The sequence below is a fragment of the Rhodocytophaga aerolata genome (assembly GCF_030503435.1).
In the GTDB taxonomy this organism is placed as follows: domain Bacteria; phylum Bacteroidota; class Bacteroidia; order Cytophagales; family 172606-1; genus Rhodocytophaga; species Rhodocytophaga aerolata.
In genome coordinates this window covers 1-22,113 of sequence record NZ_JAUKPO010000054.1, presented here as the reverse complement: position 1 = coordinate 22,113, position 22,113 = coordinate 1, and the positions used below count along the sequence as shown (strand labels likewise).

Annotated in this window: 14 protein-coding genes; 2 read left to right on the top strand and 12 right to left on the bottom strand. The window is 38.4% G+C overall.

What is annotated here, in order from left to right:
* Window positions 1–144: 144 nt before the first annotated feature.
* The 4 genes from Q0590_RS34100 to tnpA are packed head-to-tail and all read right to left on the bottom strand — an operon-like array spanning window position 145 to window position 3,373.
* Window positions 145–1,008: an aldo/keto reductase gene (locus Q0590_RS34100; protein WP_302042156.1), complete on the bottom strand. Its 864-nt coding sequence runs from the start codon at window positions 1,006–1,008 to the stop codon at window positions 145–147.
* A 13-nt stretch (window positions 1,009–1,021) separates the two neighbouring features.
* A complete protein-coding gene (tnpC, locus tag Q0590_RS34095) occupies window positions 1,022–2,587 on the bottom strand; it encodes an IS66 family transposase (protein WP_302042155.1) in 1,566 nt (521 codons plus the stop codon).
* Between the two features lie 31 nt (window positions 2,588–2,618).
* Window positions 2,619–2,978 carry an IS66 family insertion sequence element accessory protein TnpB gene (gene tnpB / locus Q0590_RS34090; RefSeq protein ID WP_302042154.1) on the bottom strand — a complete coding sequence of 120 codons (360 nt, stop codon included), beginning with the start codon at window positions 2,976–2,978 and terminating at the stop codon, window positions 2,619–2,621.
* Window positions 2,966–3,373, bottom strand: a complete 408-nt coding sequence (tnpA, locus tag Q0590_RS34085) for an IS66 family insertion sequence element accessory protein TnpA (RefSeq protein ID WP_302042153.1) — start codon at window positions 3,371–3,373, stop codon at window positions 2,966–2,968. Before tnpA ends, tnpB begins: the two co-directional genes overlap by 13 nt.
* A gap of 109 nt (window positions 3,374–3,482) precedes the next feature.
* Between tnpA and Q0590_RS34080 the strand changes: the two genes are divergently transcribed.
* Both Q0590_RS34080 and Q0590_RS34075 read left to right on the top strand, forming a co-directional pair.
* Window positions 3,483–5,048: a T9SS type B sorting domain-containing protein gene (locus Q0590_RS34080; RefSeq protein WP_302042152.1), complete on the top strand. Its 1,566-nt coding sequence runs from the start codon at window positions 3,483–3,485 to the stop codon at window positions 5,046–5,048.
* A 287-nt stretch (window positions 5,049–5,335) separates the two neighbouring features.
* Window positions 5,336–6,010, top strand: coding sequence for a recombinase family protein (locus Q0590_RS34075; RefSeq protein WP_302042151.1), 675 nt, complete (start codon window positions 5,336–5,338; stop codon window positions 6,008–6,010).
* Window positions 6,011–6,133: 123 nt separating this feature from the next.
* Here the strand turns inward: Q0590_RS34075 and Q0590_RS34070 are convergent, their stop codons facing one another.
* From Q0590_RS34070 to Q0590_RS34035, 8 genes are all read right to left on the bottom strand, one after another.
* The gene (locus tag Q0590_RS34070) at window positions 6,134–8,143 is read right to left on the bottom strand and encodes a GAP1-N1 domain-containing protein (RefSeq protein WP_302042150.1); all 2,010 of its coding nucleotides are present in this window, start codon (window positions 8,141–8,143) and stop codon (window positions 6,134–6,136) included.
* Between the two features lie 10 nt (window positions 8,144–8,153).
* Window positions 8,154–9,008, bottom strand: coding sequence for a TRAFAC clade GTPase domain-containing protein (locus Q0590_RS34065; protein WP_302042149.1), 855 nt, complete (start codon window positions 9,006–9,008; stop codon window positions 8,154–8,156).
* Between the two features lie 31 nt (window positions 9,009–9,039).
* Window positions 9,040–10,065 carry a TRAFAC clade GTPase domain-containing protein gene (locus tag Q0590_RS34060; RefSeq protein WP_302042148.1) on the bottom strand — a complete coding sequence of 342 codons (1,026 nt, stop codon included), beginning with the start codon at window positions 10,063–10,065 and terminating at the stop codon, window positions 9,040–9,042.
* Window positions 10,066–10,072: 7 nt separating this feature from the next.
* The gene (locus tag Q0590_RS34055) at window positions 10,073–11,125 is read right to left on the bottom strand and encodes a GTPase-associated system all-helical protein GASH (RefSeq protein ID WP_302042147.1); all 1,053 of its coding nucleotides are present in this window, start codon (window positions 11,123–11,125) and stop codon (window positions 10,073–10,075) included.
* Window positions 11,126–11,134: 9 nt separating this feature from the next.
* Complete coding sequence (locus Q0590_RS34050; protein WP_302042146.1) at window positions 11,135–12,442, bottom strand: metallophosphoesterase; 1,308 nt, start codon at window positions 12,440–12,442, stop codon at window positions 11,135–11,137.
* Window positions 12,443–12,759: 317 nt separating this feature from the next.
* Entirely contained in the window at window positions 12,760–13,587 is an 828-nt protein-coding gene (locus Q0590_RS34045; protein WP_302042145.1) for an Rpn family recombination-promoting nuclease/putative transposase, read from the bottom strand.
* Window positions 13,588–13,897: 310 nt separating this feature from the next.
* Window positions 13,898–16,564 carry a PKD domain-containing protein gene (locus tag Q0590_RS34040; RefSeq protein WP_302042144.1) on the bottom strand — a complete coding sequence of 889 codons (2,667 nt, stop codon included), beginning with the start codon at window positions 16,562–16,564 and terminating at the stop codon, window positions 13,898–13,900.
* A gap of 496 nt (window positions 16,565–17,060) precedes the next feature.
* Window positions 17,061–21,194 carry a hybrid sensor histidine kinase/response regulator transcription factor gene (locus tag Q0590_RS34035; protein ID WP_302042143.1) on the bottom strand — a complete coding sequence of 1,378 codons (4,134 nt, stop codon included), beginning with the start codon at window positions 21,192–21,194 and terminating at the stop codon, window positions 17,061–17,063.
* Window positions 21,195–22,113 lie beyond the last annotated feature (919 nt).

Here is a 22,113-nt window from a genome sequence, read left to right as displayed (position 1 = left end):
GGTCAATATTCTTTATTTTTTATTCTTTTTCGTTGTGCCACAGCCACGGAGGTTTTTGTGCAACTAATTCCATGTGTCTCGTTGACCGGACTCATATGATTGTCACCGCTACTTGGGCATATCCCGTTTAGCCATGTTCGATATTTAGTATTCCACTCGCGCCTGTTGCTCTTCATCGTAGCGAGCACCCATGACCGGATATGCGGATACTTTCTCCTCCAATTCTTTGATCTCACCCGGAGTTAGCGTGAAGTCAGCGGTTCGCAAGTCTTCCTCCAGATGCGATAGCTTGGTTGTTCCAAACAATGGGACGATAAATGGGTGCTTGTCCATCATCCACGCCATGGCGATCTGCGCCGAAGTCATGCCGCGTGTTTTGCCAAATTCATTCAACACTTGCAGGATTTGGGTGTTCGCCCGAAGCGCTTGGGGCGTGAAACGCGGCCAGGCACCGCGAATGTCGTTGGTGTTCATGTCCGCGTATTCGGTCAAGCTGCCGCCAAGGAAGCCACGGTTTATGGGACTGTAGGCAGTAAAGCCGATGCCCTCTTCCTGCAGGGTGGCGAAAACTTCTGTCTCGGGCTTGCGGAACATCAGATGATATTCACTCTGAACAGTGGTAACCGGATGGACCTTATGCGCCCGCCGAATGGTTTCGGCACTGACCTCACTTAAACCAAAATACCGGACTTTTCCCTCCTTGATCAAATCCGCTACCGCTCCGGCCACATCTTCAATCGGCACGGAACGGTCAATGCGATGCTGATGGTAAAGATCAATATAGTCGGTCTTCAACCGCCGGAGCGATCCCTCGCAGGCAGCTTTGATACGCTCGGGGCGATTGTCATTATTCGGCGGGTTCTTTGTAAGATCCACTGTGAACTTAGTGCTGATGATGCTATTTTTCCTAATCGGCCCAATGGCCCTACCCAGCAACTCTTCATTTCGACCGGCACTGTAGCCTTCGGCGGTGTCAAAAAAATTGCATCCGCGTTCATACGTATCCACCCGACCAAGTAGCCTATGATGGTTGAGGAATAGGTGATATATTGGCCGGTTTCCAAAAAGGAGGCAGTAATTCTTTGAGTCTGTTTACCGGCTGAAGTGGCAAGCGCTGCAGTATATCTATTAGATAGTCATAGGGGTTAATGCCGTGCAATTTGCAACTCCCCAGCAGACTGTACACGATCGCTGCCCGTTTAGCACCGGCATGGCTGCCGGCAAACATATAATTTTTGCGGCCCAAAGCCACTGGCCGTATGGCATTTTCTACCAAGTTGTTGTCAACTTCCAGCCTGCCATCTTCCAGATACATAGCCATCTTGTAAAAGCGAGGGATCAGGTAGAAAACAGCTTTGCCGATGGCACTCTTGGGAAGTACCTCGAGGCGTTCTGTGAGCAGCCAGTTTTCCAACTCTTCCATCAGCGGACGAGCTCTTGTTTGCCGTAGGACATAGCGATCTTCTGCACCCAGGTTCTGCTCCCGTGCCTCTCGTTCTATGGCATATAACTCCTGCATCCATAGCAGTACTTTTTCTGCCCTTCCTTTATCATTGTCGAGGGCACGTTCAAAATATCTGCGGGCATGGGCCATACAGCCCACCAAGACAATGTCCTGCCTTGACTCAAACATATCATATACGCCATATCCATCAGTTTGCAGGTAGCCACGATAGTTTTTCAGAAGTTCTTTAGGCCCTTCTCGGCCTCTGCCTTCCCGGTAATCAAACAAAACTAGTTTGGATTCCACAGCGTGGTATACCCAATGATAGCCACGGTGGGTTTCTCCCTTTTTCTGCTTATCGAGTACAGGGATCGGTGTCTCGTCCACCTGCACGTAGTTCGAGGATAGTAGTTGTGCCTTCAAGGATTCATATAGTGGCTCTAACACTGAACAGCAGGCTTCAAACCAGCCTTCAAGAGAAGAAGCAGGTATTTTCATCCCCAATTGTTCATAGCGCTGCACTTGGCGGTAGAAAGGCAGATGGGAGACGAACTTATCATAGATAATAGTAGCAAGCAGCCCTGGTCCGGGTATGCCTTTTTCTATGGGACGTGTTGGCAAAGCAGCAATATGGAAGGTCTCCTCTTTACTTACATAGCGGGGACGGATATAGCGGCGAACAAACAGCGATGCAGGTTTTAGATCCAGTTCTTCGGTTATTTCCTCGCCGATTTTTCTCATCCCGGAAATATCTTCTTGTGGTTCTATGACCACATCCACCCGGGGCAGATGCGAAGGAAAGCCCCCACGTATGGCTACCTTAGCGGCTTGTTTGACAGCCCGCTCATAAATAATGGTTTGCTTAAGGGTTGGAACAGGCTCTGTGGGTCCATCTTCTAATGGCAAAGACAGTTGATTAGCCGACGCAGCAGGTACGAAGCGTTCGCGCTTCTGACCGAAGACAACCCGTTTTAGTTCTTTCAGTTCCTGCAGCAGGAGTTCTTTTTCGATCAGTAGTTCTCCTTTCTCTGTCCGCATAGCGGCCTGCTCGGCCAATAGTTGCTCATTTTGTACCTGCAAGCGAGCATTAGCCTCCCGTAGATGCAGGATCTCTTGAGCCGAGAGAGAAGAGCTTTCATCCATATAAGCAAGCTACGCGCCCTCTTGCAGTTAGTCAAGGAGGGGCAGTAATTTTTTGCTCTGGCCGCTCATATCGCTTGCGGCGGTGAGTAACCTGGACTTCCACGCCTTCTATCAGCAGGCATAATTCACTGTAGGATAAATAATCTTGTTGCTTGGGCAAGTGAAAGGTGCCAGATTCTAATCGTTTGTAGTACAAAACAAAGCCACCCTTCTCCCATACAAGTAGCTTTATTTTGTCTCTGCTCTTGCCTATGAATATATACACATCACCTGATAGCACGTCCTTGCCCAAACCTGTGGTGATAATACCACTCAAGGCATCAAAGCTTTTTCGCATGTCTACCGGCTGAGAGTATAGAAAAAATCGCTGAGAGGCTGTCAATGCGAACATAGGGAAAGCAGTTCTTTGAGGTAGGAGGCCGGAACGGTGGCAGAAAAGCGGATGATAGCACCAGTGGGCAGCACTACTTCCATATTGCCTGCAGGTAATTGACTACTCGCAGCAGGTGACGATAAGAGTGTTGGAGCGGGTGGGCTAAGGCGGATAAACCCTAAAGAGCTTTCTGTAACCACTACTTTTTTAGTAGCTTTATTTGCAGTAGCTTCCCTTTTGTCTACAGTAGTCTTCACAGGCTGTGATTTACGGTACCTGCCTACCCAGTATACTAAAATATGTACCGGTAGTTGATTGTCAAGGCAGAATTGCTTTTGTGTTAAGCCGCTTTGAAGCCAGCTTTCCACCAGGGGAAACATCTCTTGTTCTGTTTTTAATTGGGGTGCCATCATCTTTAACAGTTTTCTGCTAAATTACTCTAGCCAATACCCCTAAATCAAGGCTACTTCAGCGGGTGCATACGAAGTACACTTATTAGATTTTGATAAAAGCTCGGGCAAGGTGAGCTTTCGTATGGTGCTCACCTACTTTGAAAAATATGAGCCCAACCCATCAGATACCTACTATCAATTAGGCCTTCCCTATGGAATTAGTTTTTCACCTAATTCTCGTTTTCTCTATGTAGGCAGCCCACGAAAAGGAGTCATTCAATATGATACCCATCTATCCAATGAGCAGATAGAGCCTAAAGGAAAACGAATAGTTTTTGTGCCTGCCCAGGTCAGAGGCTTGCAACTTGGGCCAGATGGCAAACTCTATATTGCAAGAGGTATGGATGGCTATCGCCATATCAGCGTGATCAATAAACCGGATTTGCCCTATCCGCTCTCTGAGCTAGCTCATGCAGGGGTGGATCTAGGGGTCGAGTACTTCAACTATGGCTTGTGCCTACCTAATTTTATTTCCAGCTATTTTGATCCAAGCCCGTTGATTAGCTATCAAAAAGAGTGTGAGGGAAGATCCTATGCGTTTTTCCTAGAAAAGGCCGCTGACCTACAAGCCGTAGCGTGGGATTTTTCAGACCCTGCAAGTGGAGAAGCTAACACCTCTGCCGAGCTTTCCCCCAGGCATCAATTTACAGGGGCAGGGGAATATCTAGTGAAGGCTAGCTTGCTGTATAGCTCAGGAGTAAGAAGAGAGCTTATAAGAAAAATTGTCATTGAGCCGCAGATAAACCTCGAATTAGGCAAGGATACCGTCTTATGCAGGGGAGAAACATTATCCTTAGATGTCTCCTCGATTGGCGGCGTTTGTCTATGGCAGGATGGTTCTACCTCTACCAGCTATGAGGTAACTAGAGAAGGGGTGTATAGTGTAGAAATCTGTAAAAATGGCTGTCGTTACACGGATACCCTACAGGTATTTCATACAGATGTGCCTACAGTCGATTTAGGTGAGGATCAAATTATCTGTGATGATAAGCCAGTGCTCGTGTCGGCTCAGTTTCCCTACAGCTCTTACTTGTGGAGTACAGCGCATACCACCCCTACACTCGAGGTGAGCCAAAGCGGAACGTATGCGGTAGAGGTAGCTAACCGGTGCGGACAAAGCAGGGATACGATAGCGATTTTATATGAATCTGCACCCATCATCGAATTAGCAACGGAAGTAGAACTATGTATCGGCGATACCCTGCGGCTAGATGCAAGTAGCCTCTATGCCAAATCCTATGTATGGAAAGAAGCTGCATCAGCTAGGATTCTTTCTGAGCAGTCTAGAGTGGAAATCATAGGTGCTGGAACCTATGAAATTATAGCTACCAATCTACACTGCTCAAGCAAACAGACCATTGAGGTAAAGGGGGTAGAGTGCGAGAAAAACCTCTACATCCCCAATGTTTTGACACCGAATGGAGATGGCGCTAATGACTCCTTTATAATTAAGGGAATCGCTCAGGGAAAATGGGGGCTAGAAATCTTCTCTAGGCAGGGAAGATCCATTTATCAGAGCAAGGCCTATCAAAATGATTGGGCCGCAAGTGGCCTTCCCGGAGGGATGTATTTTTATCATCTATGGGATCCTTCTTCCAAGAGAAGCTACAAAGGTTGGGTGCAGATCCTGCGCTAATAAAAGCACTTCTGCCATTGATCTGCCTTCAGTCGAAGGCAAAAAAGTTCAGGTAGATTTTCCTGCATAGAATTTTACAAACCAAATACACATGTGTGAAGCGTAAAACATGTTAAAGGTTCCTTTGACAAATTTAATGTGCAATAACACTTCAGTTCGCAATTGCTCTTATCAGAATTTCTCCATGCTAGATGAACATAAGAAGAGACAAAGCAGCTTTACAGAAAAGTTAGAAAGCTAGAAGGACCGTTCTTGATTTCTAACTTTTTTGTTTTTACCTTTAAAAGGTGAAAAAGTACGTTTCGTATCTACGGGTGTCTACTGTCAAACAAGGTCAAAGTGGACTTGGCCTCCAAGCCCAGCGCAGAGCAGTAGCTCAATTTGTCAAAGACCCAACACTGATCCTCTCAGAATATGTGGAAGTGGAGTCAGGCAAAAACAATGAACGACCAGAGCTTTTCAAAGCCATTGAAGGAGCCAGGCAAAAAGGGGCCTGCCTGTTGATAGCTAAACTAGACCGCCTTTCCAGAGACGCAGCTTTTATCTTTACTTTGCGAAACACAGGGGTGGATTTTGTCTGCGCGGATATGCCTGAAGCCAATACCTTAACCATTGGTATTTTTGCTGTCCTTGCTCAGCATGAACGCGAACTGATCTCCTCTAGAACCAAAGCGGCCCTCACGGCCAAAAGAGAGAGAGGAGAAAAAACAGGCAAGGCAGAAAATTTTCATCAGCAGGGCAGATGCAGGGGAGCTGCTACCATGAAAAAGCTTTCTGTAGAGGCAAAAGAGAACCGTCAAGCTATTGAACTCATCAGGCTTTACCGAGGGCAAAAGAATGAAAAAGGAAAGCCAATGACTTTTGAGATGATTGCCCATAAATTAAATGCGGCAGGATTTCTCACCCGTAGAGGAAAGGCCTTCACTAAGGGTTGGGTCAAACAATTATATGATCGACTTTAAACTAATATAACAATAGGAAAGTCTTTTCTTTCCTATTGTTATAACCTTCAATAACTATTTACTACAAGCATCAATGTAGTAAATAGTTATATCCTTTTAACCCAACAATAAGAAAATACATATTTATAGTCTTTTCTTATACTGCTGACTTATGCGAACTTTTAGTTCTTCATTATAGACATGTTTTATCATAGGCTTTATAGACCAAACATTTCTAATATATTTATCTACTAAGGCATTTATAATTTTCTTACACTTATCCCAATCTTTCCAAAACGAGAGTGGTTTGGTATGTTTTTCCAATTCCTTCCAGAGCCGGTAATCTAGTTTGTCTGCAGAAAGCGCCATATAAATTACCTCGAAAGTGAGTTCAAAAATATTTTGGGTTTTCTCACTGTCTATATTAAAAGCAAGAGCCAAACAAAAAGAATGTACATCAATCGAAACATCATCTAATCTGGATCTAGGAAGCCTTGAAAGAAAATTTAACCAAGGTTCAAGTCCATTTTTAATAACTATATTGGAATTTGGATTTAGTAAATTGACAATAATTTCAATGACATGTTTCTTTGGGTTTTCTTGTTGATTTAGCCAATCAAGGATTGCTGCAGGATTTCTTTTAACATAATTAAGCCAATTTATCCTTGGTGTAGCTGACTTTTCTTTATCTATCCAGTCAAGGATAATTGATTCAATTTTCAAGCCTTGATCTCCAAAAATGGCAGGATCAATATTTGAATCGGTTTCAATGAGTAATTTCACAATTAGCGGCCAGTCTACCTTAGATCTAATATCTGACTTTTGCAATTGGTTTATTAACTCTATATGATGATTTTCATTAGCCAACCAAAAATTTTTATTGTAGGTCAATTTTGGATTTAAACTAATAAAAACAGATGATAATTGCTTATCTGCCCAGAGGGATTGTAAGTATTCATTTTCACCAAGAAAATTTGCGAGTTCAGTTATTGCTTCTTCACCATAAGGATTAGGTCCATGTTTAATGATTTCTTTAAGAAGTTTCATAGAACTTTCATTTAAATTCTTGAAACTATTTCTAAACCGTGCAAGGTAGTTTAGTTTCTTGTATTCAAAACTTTCATAGTATTTAGTAATCGTCAAATGATAAACAATAGCATTTTCCTGGTATCTGGGCAAGAAATTACTGAATGAATTATTTTGGTCATTTAGAATGGCCAGCTTCAAATTACTAGCAACTTGCAGTGAAGGAAATGTCCCTGCTAAAAAATGGATACACTCTTCGAGTTTAGGCTTGTTATTGTTGAAAAATACATATGAATTCGCCAAGGACTTAAATGAAGTACGTTGTAGAGGTAAGTCGGAACCAAAAAAATTAAAAAAAAATTTTAATTGAGGATAAGAACTATAGAGATCCCAATATGCCAATTCAATCCATTCTTCAGTTTGGCTCGCTTCCATTTTCTCAGTTTCATCTATCACTATACTGATATTGGATAAGGATCCTACAGCTGACTTATAGGGAACAACCTGCAAATCTAAGAGCGTACCTGCAAAACTTCGAGGGGCTATTGATCCTGTACAAAACCTAAAGTTTCTACGTAACCTTGGCCATTGTTGACTCCAAATGCTTAACAGCCATTGCTCTAAATGCAATGATGATGATGATCTAATTAAAATTGGTTTTTCGTTCTCTCCATACAAGGAGTGTAAGATTCGCTTTATTAAATTATTTGATACACTAGTATCTAATGGTTCTTTTTTAACATTATAAGGGTAATCTAAATTTTCATCTAAACTCTTGCTATAATCTCCTAGTCTTAATTCTGTTAATGAAGGACGTTTAAATAATGACAATAACAAGAAGATATCTTCAATATCAGGAAGGTCATTAAAATCAATCAATAAGGTGTGAGTCCATACGCATCCTGGTCTTTTCATTTCTGGAGCATACCAGGTTTTAGCTAAGGCATAAACATTCATTTGTTTTAATGGATAGCCAGTAATATATTCCTCAAACCCCTTAATTATCCCTCCACCTGACATGTCGCTCATAGGCAACATCTGGCGCTTTATATCCGCCTCTAATTCAATTGAAGAAGCAAGAAGTGTATGTCCATCCTTATAACCGTGCAATACTTGATTCAAAATCATACAAATAGCCTTAACTATTAAAAAGCCATCTTATTGGAATGGTAATGTCGTGAGAAGTAGTATTACCTACCTGAACTATTATCCGTTCGGACTGCTTAATTAATGATTGCAATCTAGTGTTGTCTTTTTTTTCATCATATTTTCCACCTTGGGCACTCACTCCAAAAACCTCATAATGAAAGGTCTGTTTGTTTGCTGATAAATATTGTTTCAGTAATGGTAAATGAGCTTGTAGCCATTCAGAAGGGGATATTTCAGATTCAGTTTTATCTGGCAGATTTTTTATAACATCCCATGCAGAGATAACTATACCTACCTTACAAGGTTTTCTAATTTTATTCATTATCATTTGAACAAGATCAACTAAAACTACCTGGGTCTGGCACATTTTCGGTTTCCACTCTACTTTGTCTATAAGACCATGATCAGCATCATTATTATCATCTTCCATATTATCAAACATGGCAATTGCGTGCGAAATCATATGAGCTTTCTTTATAAAATCAGGGTTTATAAAGAGCATTAAGCTATTGCTTTCTGAAATTTGATTTACATAATCAACTGACAACTTCCTATACTCAAATTGGCTCTCATAAGTCTCTCCTGATAGATCTGGAAAAATAAAGTCTACTGTTTTGCCAGTTTTATTATCTCTTATATTAAGTTCTATTTTTTTCTCAAACTCGATTTTGGTTCTTTCTGGTGCCTCACATTCTAAAAAACAATTTCTCAAAAGGTTTAAATATTCTCTATTCTCTGGTTGTACTATCACTGAAAATGCTGATTCAATTTCGCCACTTAGCACAACGTGCCATAATGCCCCTATAAAAGAAGTTTTTCCTGAACTTGGTAATCCTATAAACATACATCTGTTCCGATCTAGGCTTGGCATGCGATTAAAAATTATATTGAAACTGCAAATATTGCCTTATTTTTGGTCTTATTATGGATTTTTTATTGCCGCTGTTAATTCTATCTATCAATGAACATTTTACCCAAAGCGGGAAAATATTTTCAATACCATGCCCAAAAGGATAGTTATTATTTTTGGGTCTTGCTGCAATTTCAAAAAAACTAATTTCATATTCACTTCCGAATTGAGACGAAATATCAGATTTAAGAAGCTTAATAAATTCATCGTGGATATGTTCATTTTCTTGATTTGGTTTTAGGTCCCATCTTGAGAAAATAATTTGAATTCTAGTCTGCGGCAAAAGAGATCCAGCTTCAATTAAGCTTCGCAATATCCCTATTCCTGATGCTTTAGCACTGGCTCGTTCTTTTAAAGTTGTGATCTTAAGTGTATCAAAAAATAAGGCAAAATGATCGGCTCGCTGTCCAATAGTGAATTTCTTACATTCAATAGTAGAGTCCCGTAATGCGCGAAAATCTTCTCCAGAAATATCAGTAAATAATAAATCTGTTAATTTTCCGTCCTCCTTTTGATCTGCAACTTTTAAATGTAAGAATACTGGTGGGCCCACTTGTGTTCTTCCCGTGGTCTCATTAGAATTTTCAGAGTCTATTTTTGATGGATGACTTTTTAATTCATAATCTAATAAGGTATCTGAGCCAGCAAATATGAAATCTCCAAACTGTGGATTTGTTGTAAAAATATGCATTAAGCTTAGGAGTAATGTTGTTTTGCCCGCATCCGGCATACCTGCTAAAATTACTAATCTCGTTATCGAATTATTAGCAATTCTATTTACATCGCTTAATTTTAATGCCTTTCCATCATAGACATCAATCACATTGTTAACTGGTGATGCTCTTGGCGGTATTTCTTCATTGTTTTCAGGTTTCTTATAGTCTTTTACTTCACTGTCTTCAAGATAATGTGGGCACTCATCAAGTTCTAGGCCATTTACACATTTTCCGGTCGTAAATACTTGACAGCCTTCTTCGTTACAAATTGGCATGATAAATTTATTCTAAATCAAATAATATTAGTTCAGTTAGAAACTGATAACTCAGCTCCACAGGATTAAACTTTAAATCAACTTTAATACCTGATAATTTTTCAAACGGAGCTGTCCAAGCTGTATTCCCTTCTAATTCTTTGGCTTTTATAAATGCTAAATGTAGAGGTATCAAATTTCCATACACTTCATATTTTTTTTCCTGATCATCAATTTTATCTTGTAATTTATTATATAATACCTCTATTGCATCCTTGATTGAAACTTTCTCAGGCTTATCTTGAACATCACTCCATATTTTTTTAAGAAAGGATTCTATATTGTTAGGGGGGGGAAGCATTCTGATGAGATCATTTAATTCTGAGCTTAGAATAAATATTGCTTCTACTGCATCCAGTTCTGATATTAGACATTCTCTTTTACTTGAATATGAACGAAATAACCACCAATGAATGTTTGATTCTTCTTCCAAAACTGCAATCTTATCTTCCATTATCCCATATTGTTGCTCATTTAGAGCCGCTGCTGATTTTATATATACTAAAAGGTTTTTAACAATCTCTGTTAATGACTCTACAGTTGGCGTTTCCTTACTAAAGACAGGAAGTTTAGTTAAGGTCTTTAATGTACGTTTATCCTCCCTTATATCTATTGCTTTTTTATTAAGATGTTCAACAGCAAATGAGACTATTTCACTATTTAAAATAGATTCTTTAGCTAATCCAAAAGATCCTGATTTCAAGGATCCTGCGATTCTATCCTTATCCTCTCTTTTAATTAGACTTTCGCCTATTATGGCCCCTGCAAGTATTTTTTTTTCAAGTTCTGATCCTTCTTCTAAGAAAAGACTATCATATTTTTGTATAGCAAAAAATAGTTCTTTCTCGAAATTTTTGCTTTTAACAGGCTTTTGAAGGTAGAGCCTTACACAGTCTAAAAGCCAATTCAGATCTTTTGACTCTATGATATCTGTTATTGCATTGGATCGTTTAGACAATAGATCATCATTCAACGTATCAATTGTTGCAATCCGGTAGTACTTAGGTAAATTTGAAATCATATAATTCTCTTATTTAGCAAATGGATTTTTTAATGTACTTCCCGTAGCTTTATTTACTTCTTCCCATAATTTTTCTAGTAATCCTCTTTCTGTTGCACGCTTGAAGTATTTTTGAGCTTTTTGAACTTCGAGTAAATCTTTATCACTATCATCAATAAGGTTAAGGTCTACAGCGATTTTAAGCTTGATATGGTATGGCAATCCCAAAAATAAATAAGCTAGTTTTCTCTTTGGATTTGGAGCTTTTGGATCAATGACAGGTTCAGCCATAGGTACATCATTAATTTTTTCTTGCACTTCTTGGCCTTTATCCGAAGTCTTTATACTTGCTTCTTCCTCAGATAACTTTAAATTATATTCTTCGAATATGTGGCCTTCTACACTAAAATCAGCTTTAAATTTTTTCTGAGCCTTATCCCAAATACGTTTAAATAACTTTATTTTCAAATGCGACTCCTGAAAAATTGATATTTCTAGGATATTGTACCGGGGCTCCCATCCGTCTTCCCATCTAGAAGGTTGCATTGCTCCAGCTGCGAGAACAAGGGATTTGCCATTATAAATATCGGATTCAAACACATGTTTGTGACCAAATAATTGAATGCGAGCTTTTTCTTTTAAGTCTTTAAAAGCGTCGTCGCCATCAAAAATCCATCGAGGTGGATGATGGCACAAAACTAAATGTATAACAGCATTTTCTCTCAAAATTCTAGTTTGAGCAGATCCTAATACCATTTTTGATGTATTTTCATTATCTAATTCACTCGATACTAATGCAGAATTAAGCCCCCTAATTCTAAGTATTCGATCATCCAGTACAAAATCCTTTTCCCAATACAATATGTTATTATTCTTAGGGATTGATCCGTATTTCTGTGCAAATTCATTGTAATGCCGTAACGGTCGAAGGAATACCTCAGCATATTCTTGATCCTTTATAATCTCACCTAATCTATAATCAAGTTCTTGTCTCGAAACGCTACTCTTTAAATTTTTCTGAGCCGTTTTGACAATGGTAGAAAGCCTGCTTCGATCTACATCATGATTCCCCGGAACAGTCAAAACGTTCTCTTCTTTACATTCAATGATTGTGCAAATTTTTTTTATCCAGTTATCCGCCACGTCATATTCTTCCAATTGCCCAGAGAAAGCAATATCACCACCCAATAATACAATATCTATTTTCCCATATTGCTTTTTTAAAGTCGATAAATCTAATTCAATTTCACGTTGAATCTCTTGGTCTAGATCCAAGTATTGGTAATTATTGAAATTTTTAAAATGAATATCTGAAATATGTAAAATCTTAAGACTCATATTGAATAGGATAAAATACTAATGTTTTTCCAAATTTGGCGCCTGGAACTGCCATACAGCTTTTTCATAGTAGACTTTCTATAGCAGGAAGATAAGATATGTTTTTAACACAAAGCTGTAATAGCCTAAATAAAAATGTTATTGCTATTAAACAATTTTAAAATAATCACTTGATATTGTCAGGGAAATATAAGAAACATAATTTTTAGCAATAAAATGCAAAAAATTTCTATCCTAGCTATTAGCTATATAAAAAGAGACCTAGAGTGTGAAGCCTCTAGGTCTCTTTTTATATAGCTAATAGCTCAAATGGTTAATTACAGTTTTTCTATTTGCTCTTTGGATAACCCGGTGATTCTGGCAATTTTTTCAATCGGATCACCTTCCTTCTTCATCTCTTTAGCTATTTCAACTTTAGTATCATATTTGGCAGTCTCAATTATACTATAGTTGTCCCGGTAAGTTTTCAAGCTTTCTTCATAGGTTCTCATATCATCAGGTGTTAATTTGGCTATTTCTGCTTGGCTAAATAATCGATCAAATATCTTCTCCTGCAATTTGGCAGGTCTTGCTTGTAACTTAGGCAAGTTCTTTAACACATACATCCATTTATCAAAATGGGTTACAAGTTCCCCCTCCCCTTTCCTAAATTTAGGCATTTCCAGATAGATAAATGTCAGTTTCTCATAAAAGGCTTCAAATGTATCCTTATCTATCAGTTGAATTTCCCGCAAATACCGTTCCCGGCTGCTTTGGTCCGGAAAGCTGAAGTTTAAGATACAGATAGTATAGACCGCTTTCAGATAATAATCCCAATCCTTGCCTTTGGGGGCTTGTTCTTGGATGGGAAAGGAGGCATAAAAAATACTCCTATCTTTAAAATAGAGCTGACTTACATTCTGTAGTTCAATGATAAACTTTTCGCCCCGCTCATTTTCGCAGTACAAGTCGAATACGGCTTTTCTATCCCACTCCGTTTTGCCTTGATTTTCTGTATTAAGATATGTGAGATCTTGGATGCGTTCCCGCTCGCCTAGTACCTGATTCAAGAAATCTATCAGTAGTTCTTTATTATACTCGCTGCCAAATAGCTTTTTAAAGCCAAAGTCAGTGAATGGATTGATGTATTTTTCTTTAGTGGCCATAGATCAAATGTAGCAAATCCTTGATTTGATTTTGTCAAGGATTTTATACCCTTTACTCAATGATTCCCAGTACTGGGTATATAGATTGTCGGTACAGGTTTTCGGTACAAGTTTTTAGGGGAAAACTGTATGAAATTACAGAAAAAGGGTTATGCTGAGAAAGGGACGTTTTTAGCTAAACTATAGCCTGACAAAACCGACACAGGACAGATTTATATTATGAATAGCTATCTCTCTTAATGCTGAGACCATTGAAATAAGAAAAGCCAGAATAAACTGGCCTTTCTTATTTCAATTTAAAAGAATGTTATTATTGTTTAATAAGCTTGACTACTTTAGCTTTGGAAGTACCCCCTGCTATTTTTAAGAAATAAACGCCAGGCTTTAAAACTTTACTTGACAAAGTAATGGAAGCTTCTGAATTATTTTCACCCAGTGTTTTAACAGTATGATAATAGGTCTTTCCTAGCAAATCTACTATCGTTAAAGTAACTATGCCCGCCTGCCCTTTTTCAAAACTGATATTTAATCTATCTTCAAATGGGTTGGGATAGACAATAATTTCTTCATGTGTAGATATTTCTTCTGCAAAACTTAACCTTGCCCCTGAACTGTTATATGGAGAAAGTCTGCATCCGGGAATAGGCCTTTCCAAAGTAGTGTTGGGTAATTGCCAACCCACTGATAAAGCATCACCGCTATTGTATTCTTTGTGTAATACTTCGACATAGTATTTGCTCCCTGCTGTCAGCGCAATAGGGATTGATTGTTGGGTTGGATATTTAGTATATTCATTTCCATACGTCCATTTATTTCCACCACCTACATCATCTGTGATGTGAGCAATCTTTACTTTATTGCTTGGATTAGCATCCGTACTGAGCCAAAGCTCACAATTGTTGTCGCCTGCAATCCAGAAAGTATAATTGCCTGTAGTAGGTGCATGCACATAGCCTCTGATTCTTTGCCCATATTTATCTCCCGCATTAGCAGGGGTTGAAAGAACACTCAATTCATCTGTACTATCAGGAGCGGTGGTTAAAGGAATGGAACTCACCAAAGTACTGGTTCCTGATATATTTAGCCACCTCTCTCTTGTGATGCTGCCAGTAGTGATACAGTTATCAACCGGAGGTGCTGAACTTACTCCTACACTCACCTCATCATAAGCTGACCTATTATGATTATCTGTTACAGTTAGCCTAAAGATATATGTTCCTGAAGTCAAATTGCTTAATGATAAGGTAGGTGTTGTTGTATTAGCCATGGTAGCTGAAGGGCCACTTTGCTTAGTCCAAAAGTAGGATACGATACTTCCATCACTATCACTTGCTGAGCCAGAAATAATAGTACTAGAAGTTGGCAATAGAATTGTCTTATCGGCTCCTGCATTTGCAATAGGAGCATTATTTAAGTAGGGATACGCTCTGCCTTCCATTTGTCCAAACATAAATAGGACGCCTGGATACGAACCAAACCCTCCATGCCACGGCTCTGTCGCGCCAACTCCCCCAACTTTGTTTATTTGACCATCAGGATAGGGTGTAGTACCAGCTGCATTTCTTGTATATATATCTTTAACCAAATTACTTTTCCAGTAAATATTGGGTAAACTCATCCAAATATCATTGACATAATACTTATTATATACTGGATCTACACCATTAATACGGTAACTAGAATTTCCTAACTGAGGAGTTTGCTGATTATAAACGTACCATTCCAACGAAGGCTCATTTTTAGTTAATTTTAACATGAGCTCACTGATTAACTTAAGATTTTTATTACCTCCCTGCGTCCCAAATTTTCCGTCTGAGGTAGTGTAGTCATACAATTCAAAGTCTCCATTTCTTGCCTGATGATCAGCTATACTAACAAGATTATTTAATAGGACCATGCCATATTGCCACCCCTGCTCTGTAAGTGTAGTAGGCTCGCCTCGATAAAACTCTCCAATAGAACCATCTGGAAAAGTGCTAAACTTTAACATTTCTTTTACAAATAATTTAGCGCTTTTTAAAAGAGACGTATTATTGGTTTTTATACCAACAAGATTATAAAACTCAACTTGGGTTCCTCTTCTGTTATTATACCATTTAGCTAAACTAGGTATACCATTTCCGGGATTTCCATTTGCATACTTATGTGTATAAGTGTTTATAGATCCCACACCAGATGAAGTACCATACGCACTAATATCATAATCCTCATTCCATCTATTCTCAAAAGGTAAACTTAAATCATCATTTATATTTTTTGCAAAATAATTAGCTGCTTTTAGAAACCAGGCATCAATTTTTTGCCTTTCTGTTGCTCCGGTTGTACCAGAGAATACAGTATTATTATTAATATAGTCATAAGCAAAATATAACCTGGTAAACCAACTAGCAATAAACATTGATGGACCTTCGTCACTGATTGCCCCTGTCCACCTAGTGGTGTTACTCATATCTAGCCTAGGTACAGAGTCTACTTGATACAGTAACTCTTGTTTAACTTTAAGTGCATACTCAAGTGCATTAGGATCTGCATTGGTTCCACCTTTTTTGACCATGTAATAAAATGCAGCTGACAACAATTTAAATCCTTTTAAATTTGGTATTGGTAGAGAATTTTTAGGTACCGCTCCTGTGCCATTCCAAGATGGTTCATTAGGACCATTATAGGTTGGTCCCCCATATCTTTCATTTATACGAGCGTTATTTGTATTATTCTTAAAGTCTGAAGCATACTGAGCAATTCTATTCCAATCACCAGGTGAATAAGGACTCACATCATTGGTAGATTTATAATTGGTCGAATCATTCCCGTTAGCCCTTAACCTCCAAATATCTAACTCTGCTTCAGTGACATGTAGCCCAATACGTGTTTGCGCTACTAAAATAGTTGACGAGGAAATCAGGAGAAGTGCGATGATCAGGTGTTGCCAGAGGCGGCTCTTAGTTTTAGAAAATGTGTTGTGGGTAGATTTAAGCATAGTGGTATTGGTTAATATAGACTTATATATCTTTTGGATAAACAGTATTAATCACAAATAGCACAATAAAGCTATTTGCGTAAACCAGGCGCAATTATTTGTTAGGCCAACTCCGGTAAATCAGCTGATTGTTATTTTTAGTTAGGAAGTTGAACTGCTCAAACCTAGCAAAAGCAGGCAGAATCTATTAACACAATTCTTGCAAGTGCTAACACAATTCTTGCAACTGCCAGAAATAAAATTAGGTAACACAAGGTGTTACCTATGAATTTATACTGATCTGTCTGATTCACAGAATCTTTACACATTATTCTCTTTTGCTGTCTTAAAGGATGTTATAATTTGGTAATTGTTTTCTATATATGAGCAAAGGATAAATCTCGTTAGAAACACAGGTTTAGTTGCATTCCAGTCACAGGAAAATTTCAAGAGGTGCGGCATGGAATATTCAATACGTGGATGCAAGCCTCTAAACAAGGGGCTTATAAGCATATTGTTATACTTGTTCCACTCGGTCTTGCGTATTATATTCAGAGGGTGGGACATCATACAACTGGCGGAAACATTTAGTGAAATAAGAAAGATTATTAAACCCTACTGCATAGGCCACCTCTGAAACGTTGCTTTGCTTTTCAGATAATAATGTGGCTGCCTTTTTTAACCGGTAATTGCGGACAAATTCAACGGGTGTTTGATCCGTAACCGCTTTTACCTTCCGGTACAGTTGAGTATAACTCATCCCTATCTCCTTTTCTAGCACTTCCATGCTTAACTCTGAATCCGATAAATGGACTTCTATACAATTTGTAAGCTTTTGCAGAAACCTATCTTCTGCCTTGCTGATTGTAAGTGTAGGTGCTTGGGGAGTGGGTATGACGGTATTGTTGGAAGAAGGCAAACTGGTTAAAGCCTGTCCAAAAAGCTCTCTGAGCTTTTTACGCTGCCCAATCAGATTATTAACCCGTGTAATAAGCTCCTCGGTATGGAATGGCTTAATAAGATAATCATCGGCGCCTGTTTGCAGGCCTTCAATTTTGTTTTCAAGGTTGGCTTTAGCTGTAAGTAAGATAACCGGAATGTGTGAAGTACGCTCATCGGTTTTTAACCTCTTACAAAGCTCCATTCCATCCATTAGGGGCATCATCCGGTCACTAATGACTAGATCAGGCACAAATTCTATCGCCTTACTTAAGCCCTCTATGCCATCGCCTGCCTCAAGTATATGGTACGAATGGCTAAAATTACTCCTGATATAGCTGCGCAATTCTATATTATCTTCTACAATGAGTAGAACCGGAGCATGCTGATCTATTGGGTTTTGTGTCTGTGATGATGGTGCTAAGTAATTCTGTCCTATACTGATATCTGCATAATAATTTACCTTGCTTTTATTTTCGCTAACAGAATCATCCCTTTGAGCAAGCTGTTCATCAAATGCGGCAGTAAAAGGCAACTCTACTGTAAAACAGGTGCCTTTTCCTGATTGGCTACTCACCTCAATTTTACCTCCAAGTAAGTCTACCAATTCCTTTGTTAAAGCTAATCCAATACCTGTACCTTCAAATTGCCGTGTGTGTGAATTATCAGCTTGGTAAAACCGTCCAAAAATTTTATCTACTTTATCCTCTGGAATACCAATTCCATTATCCTTGACTTGTATCTGAACCCATTGGCCTAAAGCAGAAGCACTGTTAAGTGGTGTCAGACAAACAATAACGGTGATCTCTCCTTTATCTAGTGTAAATTTGAAAGCATTTGACAGTAAGTTAGATAGAATCTTTTCTAAATAATCCTTATCAAACATATTCCATATTATATCGGGTGTATGATAAAAATTAAGTTTTATTTGATGGCTGTCGGCAAGAGAAATAAAAGAAAAAACCTGAGACTTGATGAAAGAAACCATCTCGCCAGGTAATAGATGGGGGTTCATTTGTCCTGCCTCCAATTTTGATACATCTAGTAACTGGTTGATTAGTTGCAGAAGGCGATTTGCGTTCCGGCGCATGCATTGATAATATTCCTGCTTTGTAGGCTCTTCTACCTTCTCAGCTAGCAGCTTTTCTAACGGGCTGACGATTAAAGTGAGGGGTGTCCGGAACTCATGGGAAATATTGGTAAAGAACGTAGAGCGCATTTGATCCAGCTCCTGTAGCTTTTGGGCTTCCATGCTTTTGAGTTTCACTGAGTTTTTCAGCTGCTCCCGGTTAATGATATAGCTGCGAAAACCATAAACCAATCCTACAAAAAGAATACTATAGCCAATATAAGCCCCTTGAGTTTTCCACCAAGGGGGCAAAATAATGATCTTCAGGGAGGCTCCCTGGGTATTCCATACCCCATCATGGTTAGCCGCTTTTACTTTAAACGTATATTCGCCGGGATCCAGGTTCGTATAGGCCGCATATCTACGGGAACCTGCCTGTATCCATTCTTGATTGAAATTTTCAAGTTTATAGGCATATTTATTTTTGTCAGGAAAAGAAAAACTTAAGGCTACAAAATCGAAAGAAAAGAAGTTCTCGCTATAGGAAAGCTCAAGGGTATCAGTAAAAAAAGGTTTGGCTTTATCAAAGACCTTAAAGTTGGTAATAGCCACCTGTGGTGCATAAGGGTTATCTATTAAACTATCCGGATGAAATACATTGAAGCCATTATTGCCACCAAAGTACATTTCTCCATTTATTCCTTTACAAAGCGCTCTGTTAAACTCATTGCCCTGTAATCCATCATGTACATCATAGGTTTGTAAGACTTTGGTTTTGGGATTGAACTTATAGATTCCATTTTTTTTTGTGGACAGCCATAAATTTCCTTTATTATCTTCTAGAATACCATTTATAGATAGTGTTGTTAATATTACTGGATCAGCTATACGTGTATAAGTAAGGGTTTTGCGGTCAAAAGTGTACAATCCTCCTATACTCAAGCTTATCCATAGTAAGCCATTCCTATCTTCATACAAGTATCTAATAGCTTTATTGCTATTTTCAGGCAGATAGTTGATTGGATATGGAGTAAAAGAGTGATGCTGCGGGTCAAACTTAACAAGGCCATCTGTAGCGGTAGCTAACCAAAGTGCACCCAACGAATCTGCTAGAATCTGCTCTACGTCAAACCGCCGGGAAGAAGGTTTATAGGTGGTAAACTTTTGTGAAATAACATCAAACAGGCTTACCCCGTCACGTGTCCCTACCCATAAATTACCTTGCCTATCTCCATAAACAACATAGACAAAATTATTGGGAAGGCTTGTTGTATCACCAGGAATGTTTCGATAGGAAACTACCGTATTACTTTGGGGGACGATTTTTTTAAGGCCATCTCCTTTCAGACCTACCCATATGTTTTTTGCATGATCCTCAAATATGCTATGCGCGGTATTATAACTAAGATTTTCAGGCATAGATGCCTCATAGCTAAAATGAGTAAAGGGCGCTGTTTTTGATGTATGACTAAGTTTATCTAAACCCATGGGGTTTCCTACCCATATGGCTCCAGAGTGATCCCGGTAAAGAGAAAACACAAAATTATGTCTCAAACTATGTGACAGGTTTGGAGTATGCTGATGATGAGTTATTTTTTTAGTTAACAAATCAGTTTTATTTACCCCACCAGTATATGTACCTACCCATAGTACCTTCGATTGGTCTTCATAGAGTGAGAATATAGAATTATCACTTAATGATTGTTTATTAGTTGGGTCGTGGATATAATGTGTAAACCTACCAGTCATTTTGTCAAATTGATCTAATCCAGTAGTCTGGTTGCCTATCCATAGAATGCCAAAGGAATCTTCAAATAGCGACAAAATACGGTTACTACTAATACTATGTTTATCTTCCGGATTTTGCCTGTAGACCTTAAAATTACCGGTAGTTTTATCAAATTGCGATAGTCCATTACCCATTGTGCCTACCCACAGATTTCCTGATCTATCCTCAATGATAGATGTTACATAGCTTAGGCTATCATAGATTTGCGTTTGAGATGTAAATCGGGTAAAACTTCCGGAAGTTTTGTTGAATCTACTCAATCCTTTCGTTGTACCCACCCACATATTACCTGTAGAATCTTCATAAAGGGCATGAATACTGTTATTCTCCCAGGCTTTTATATGCAAAGGATGATGTTGGTAGAGGCGGAAGGTATTAGTAAAAGGATCATATTTATTTAGGCCTAATTTTGTACCTACCCAAATGATGCCCCCTTTATCTTCATAGACACAAAATATATCATCATCACTTATGCTTTTTACATCTTCAGGGTTATGTTTATGTAAAGTGAAAGTATTGGTTTGAGGATTGAATTTATTCAGACCATTACTAGTAGCCACCCATATAGCACCTGATCGGTCCTGAAAAAGAGCACGAATAGCATTATCACTGATGCTATTTTTAGTAAATGGATTATGCACATAGGTTTCAAAAGTGAAGCCGTCAAATCTGTTAAGTCCTTCATCAGTACCAAACCACATAAACCCTTGCGTATCCTGCATGATGCAAGTGACATTCCCATGTGATAATCCATTTTCTGGTAAAACTCTTTCAAATTTTAATGCTGTAACTTGTGCAGAAAGACTAAAACAAACTAGTTGTAGAATAATGCAGATGCGTACTAATTGTATCATGTTTTCTATAGTTTGAACAGACTTTTCAACCATCTACTTTAGATGAGTAGATTGAAGATGTTTTTTCAGATATTATGTAATTACAGCCATGAGTCTGAATCCGAATGTACATCCTAATATAATAGTGCTAACTATTTATGGCGTATTATCAAATGTAACTAACAAAAATGAAATCCTTGCTTTAAAATATAATTTCAGGAGTTACTAGCTGCCATTGTGCTAGTGGCACAGCCACACCTAAGTTGTTCAACATAAAGTCCTTAGATTATTTTCACAACTTCCTTCATTAGCAACTTAGCCAGGATTATTCTTACTTGATCTTATCACTATTTGGGGAATAGTTGATGCTCTTTATAAGAGAAAGATTATTACATGAAGTTCTATATGGAATAAAGTCAGTTTTTTGGAGATCAATTACTTTCTTTAAAAGCAGCTTTTACTGTTTGAAATCCCTTCTTTTAATGCAAGTGATTTTTGAATGAAAAACTCTATAATTTCACTTAACGGCTAGATGATCTTATGACTTACAAACAAAACTTATTGCATTGAAAAAGTACAAAAATTTTTAATAATTCATAATGCCTATAAATTGAACTATGGCCAATTTCGTTTGACATCTAGTTTTATGTTAAATACCATTATAGTATTTTAAAAAGTATAGGAATAAGTTTCTCAAGAAGAAAAGCTTAATAAAGTTCAAAAAGATAAGATTGTATAGAGTATGGCCGCCACACATACTATAGATTTTATTGTATCTGTGTCCCCGTTGAGATAGCTTTGATTGCTCGAATTATGATTGTTTATGCAATAGCCTTTTGCTTTCCAGTCATTACTAAGGATGTGATAACAAAACCTGATAACAGGATTGAACTTATCAAGGCAATAACCTCCCCCTTTTCATACGTACGAGCAGTATAGA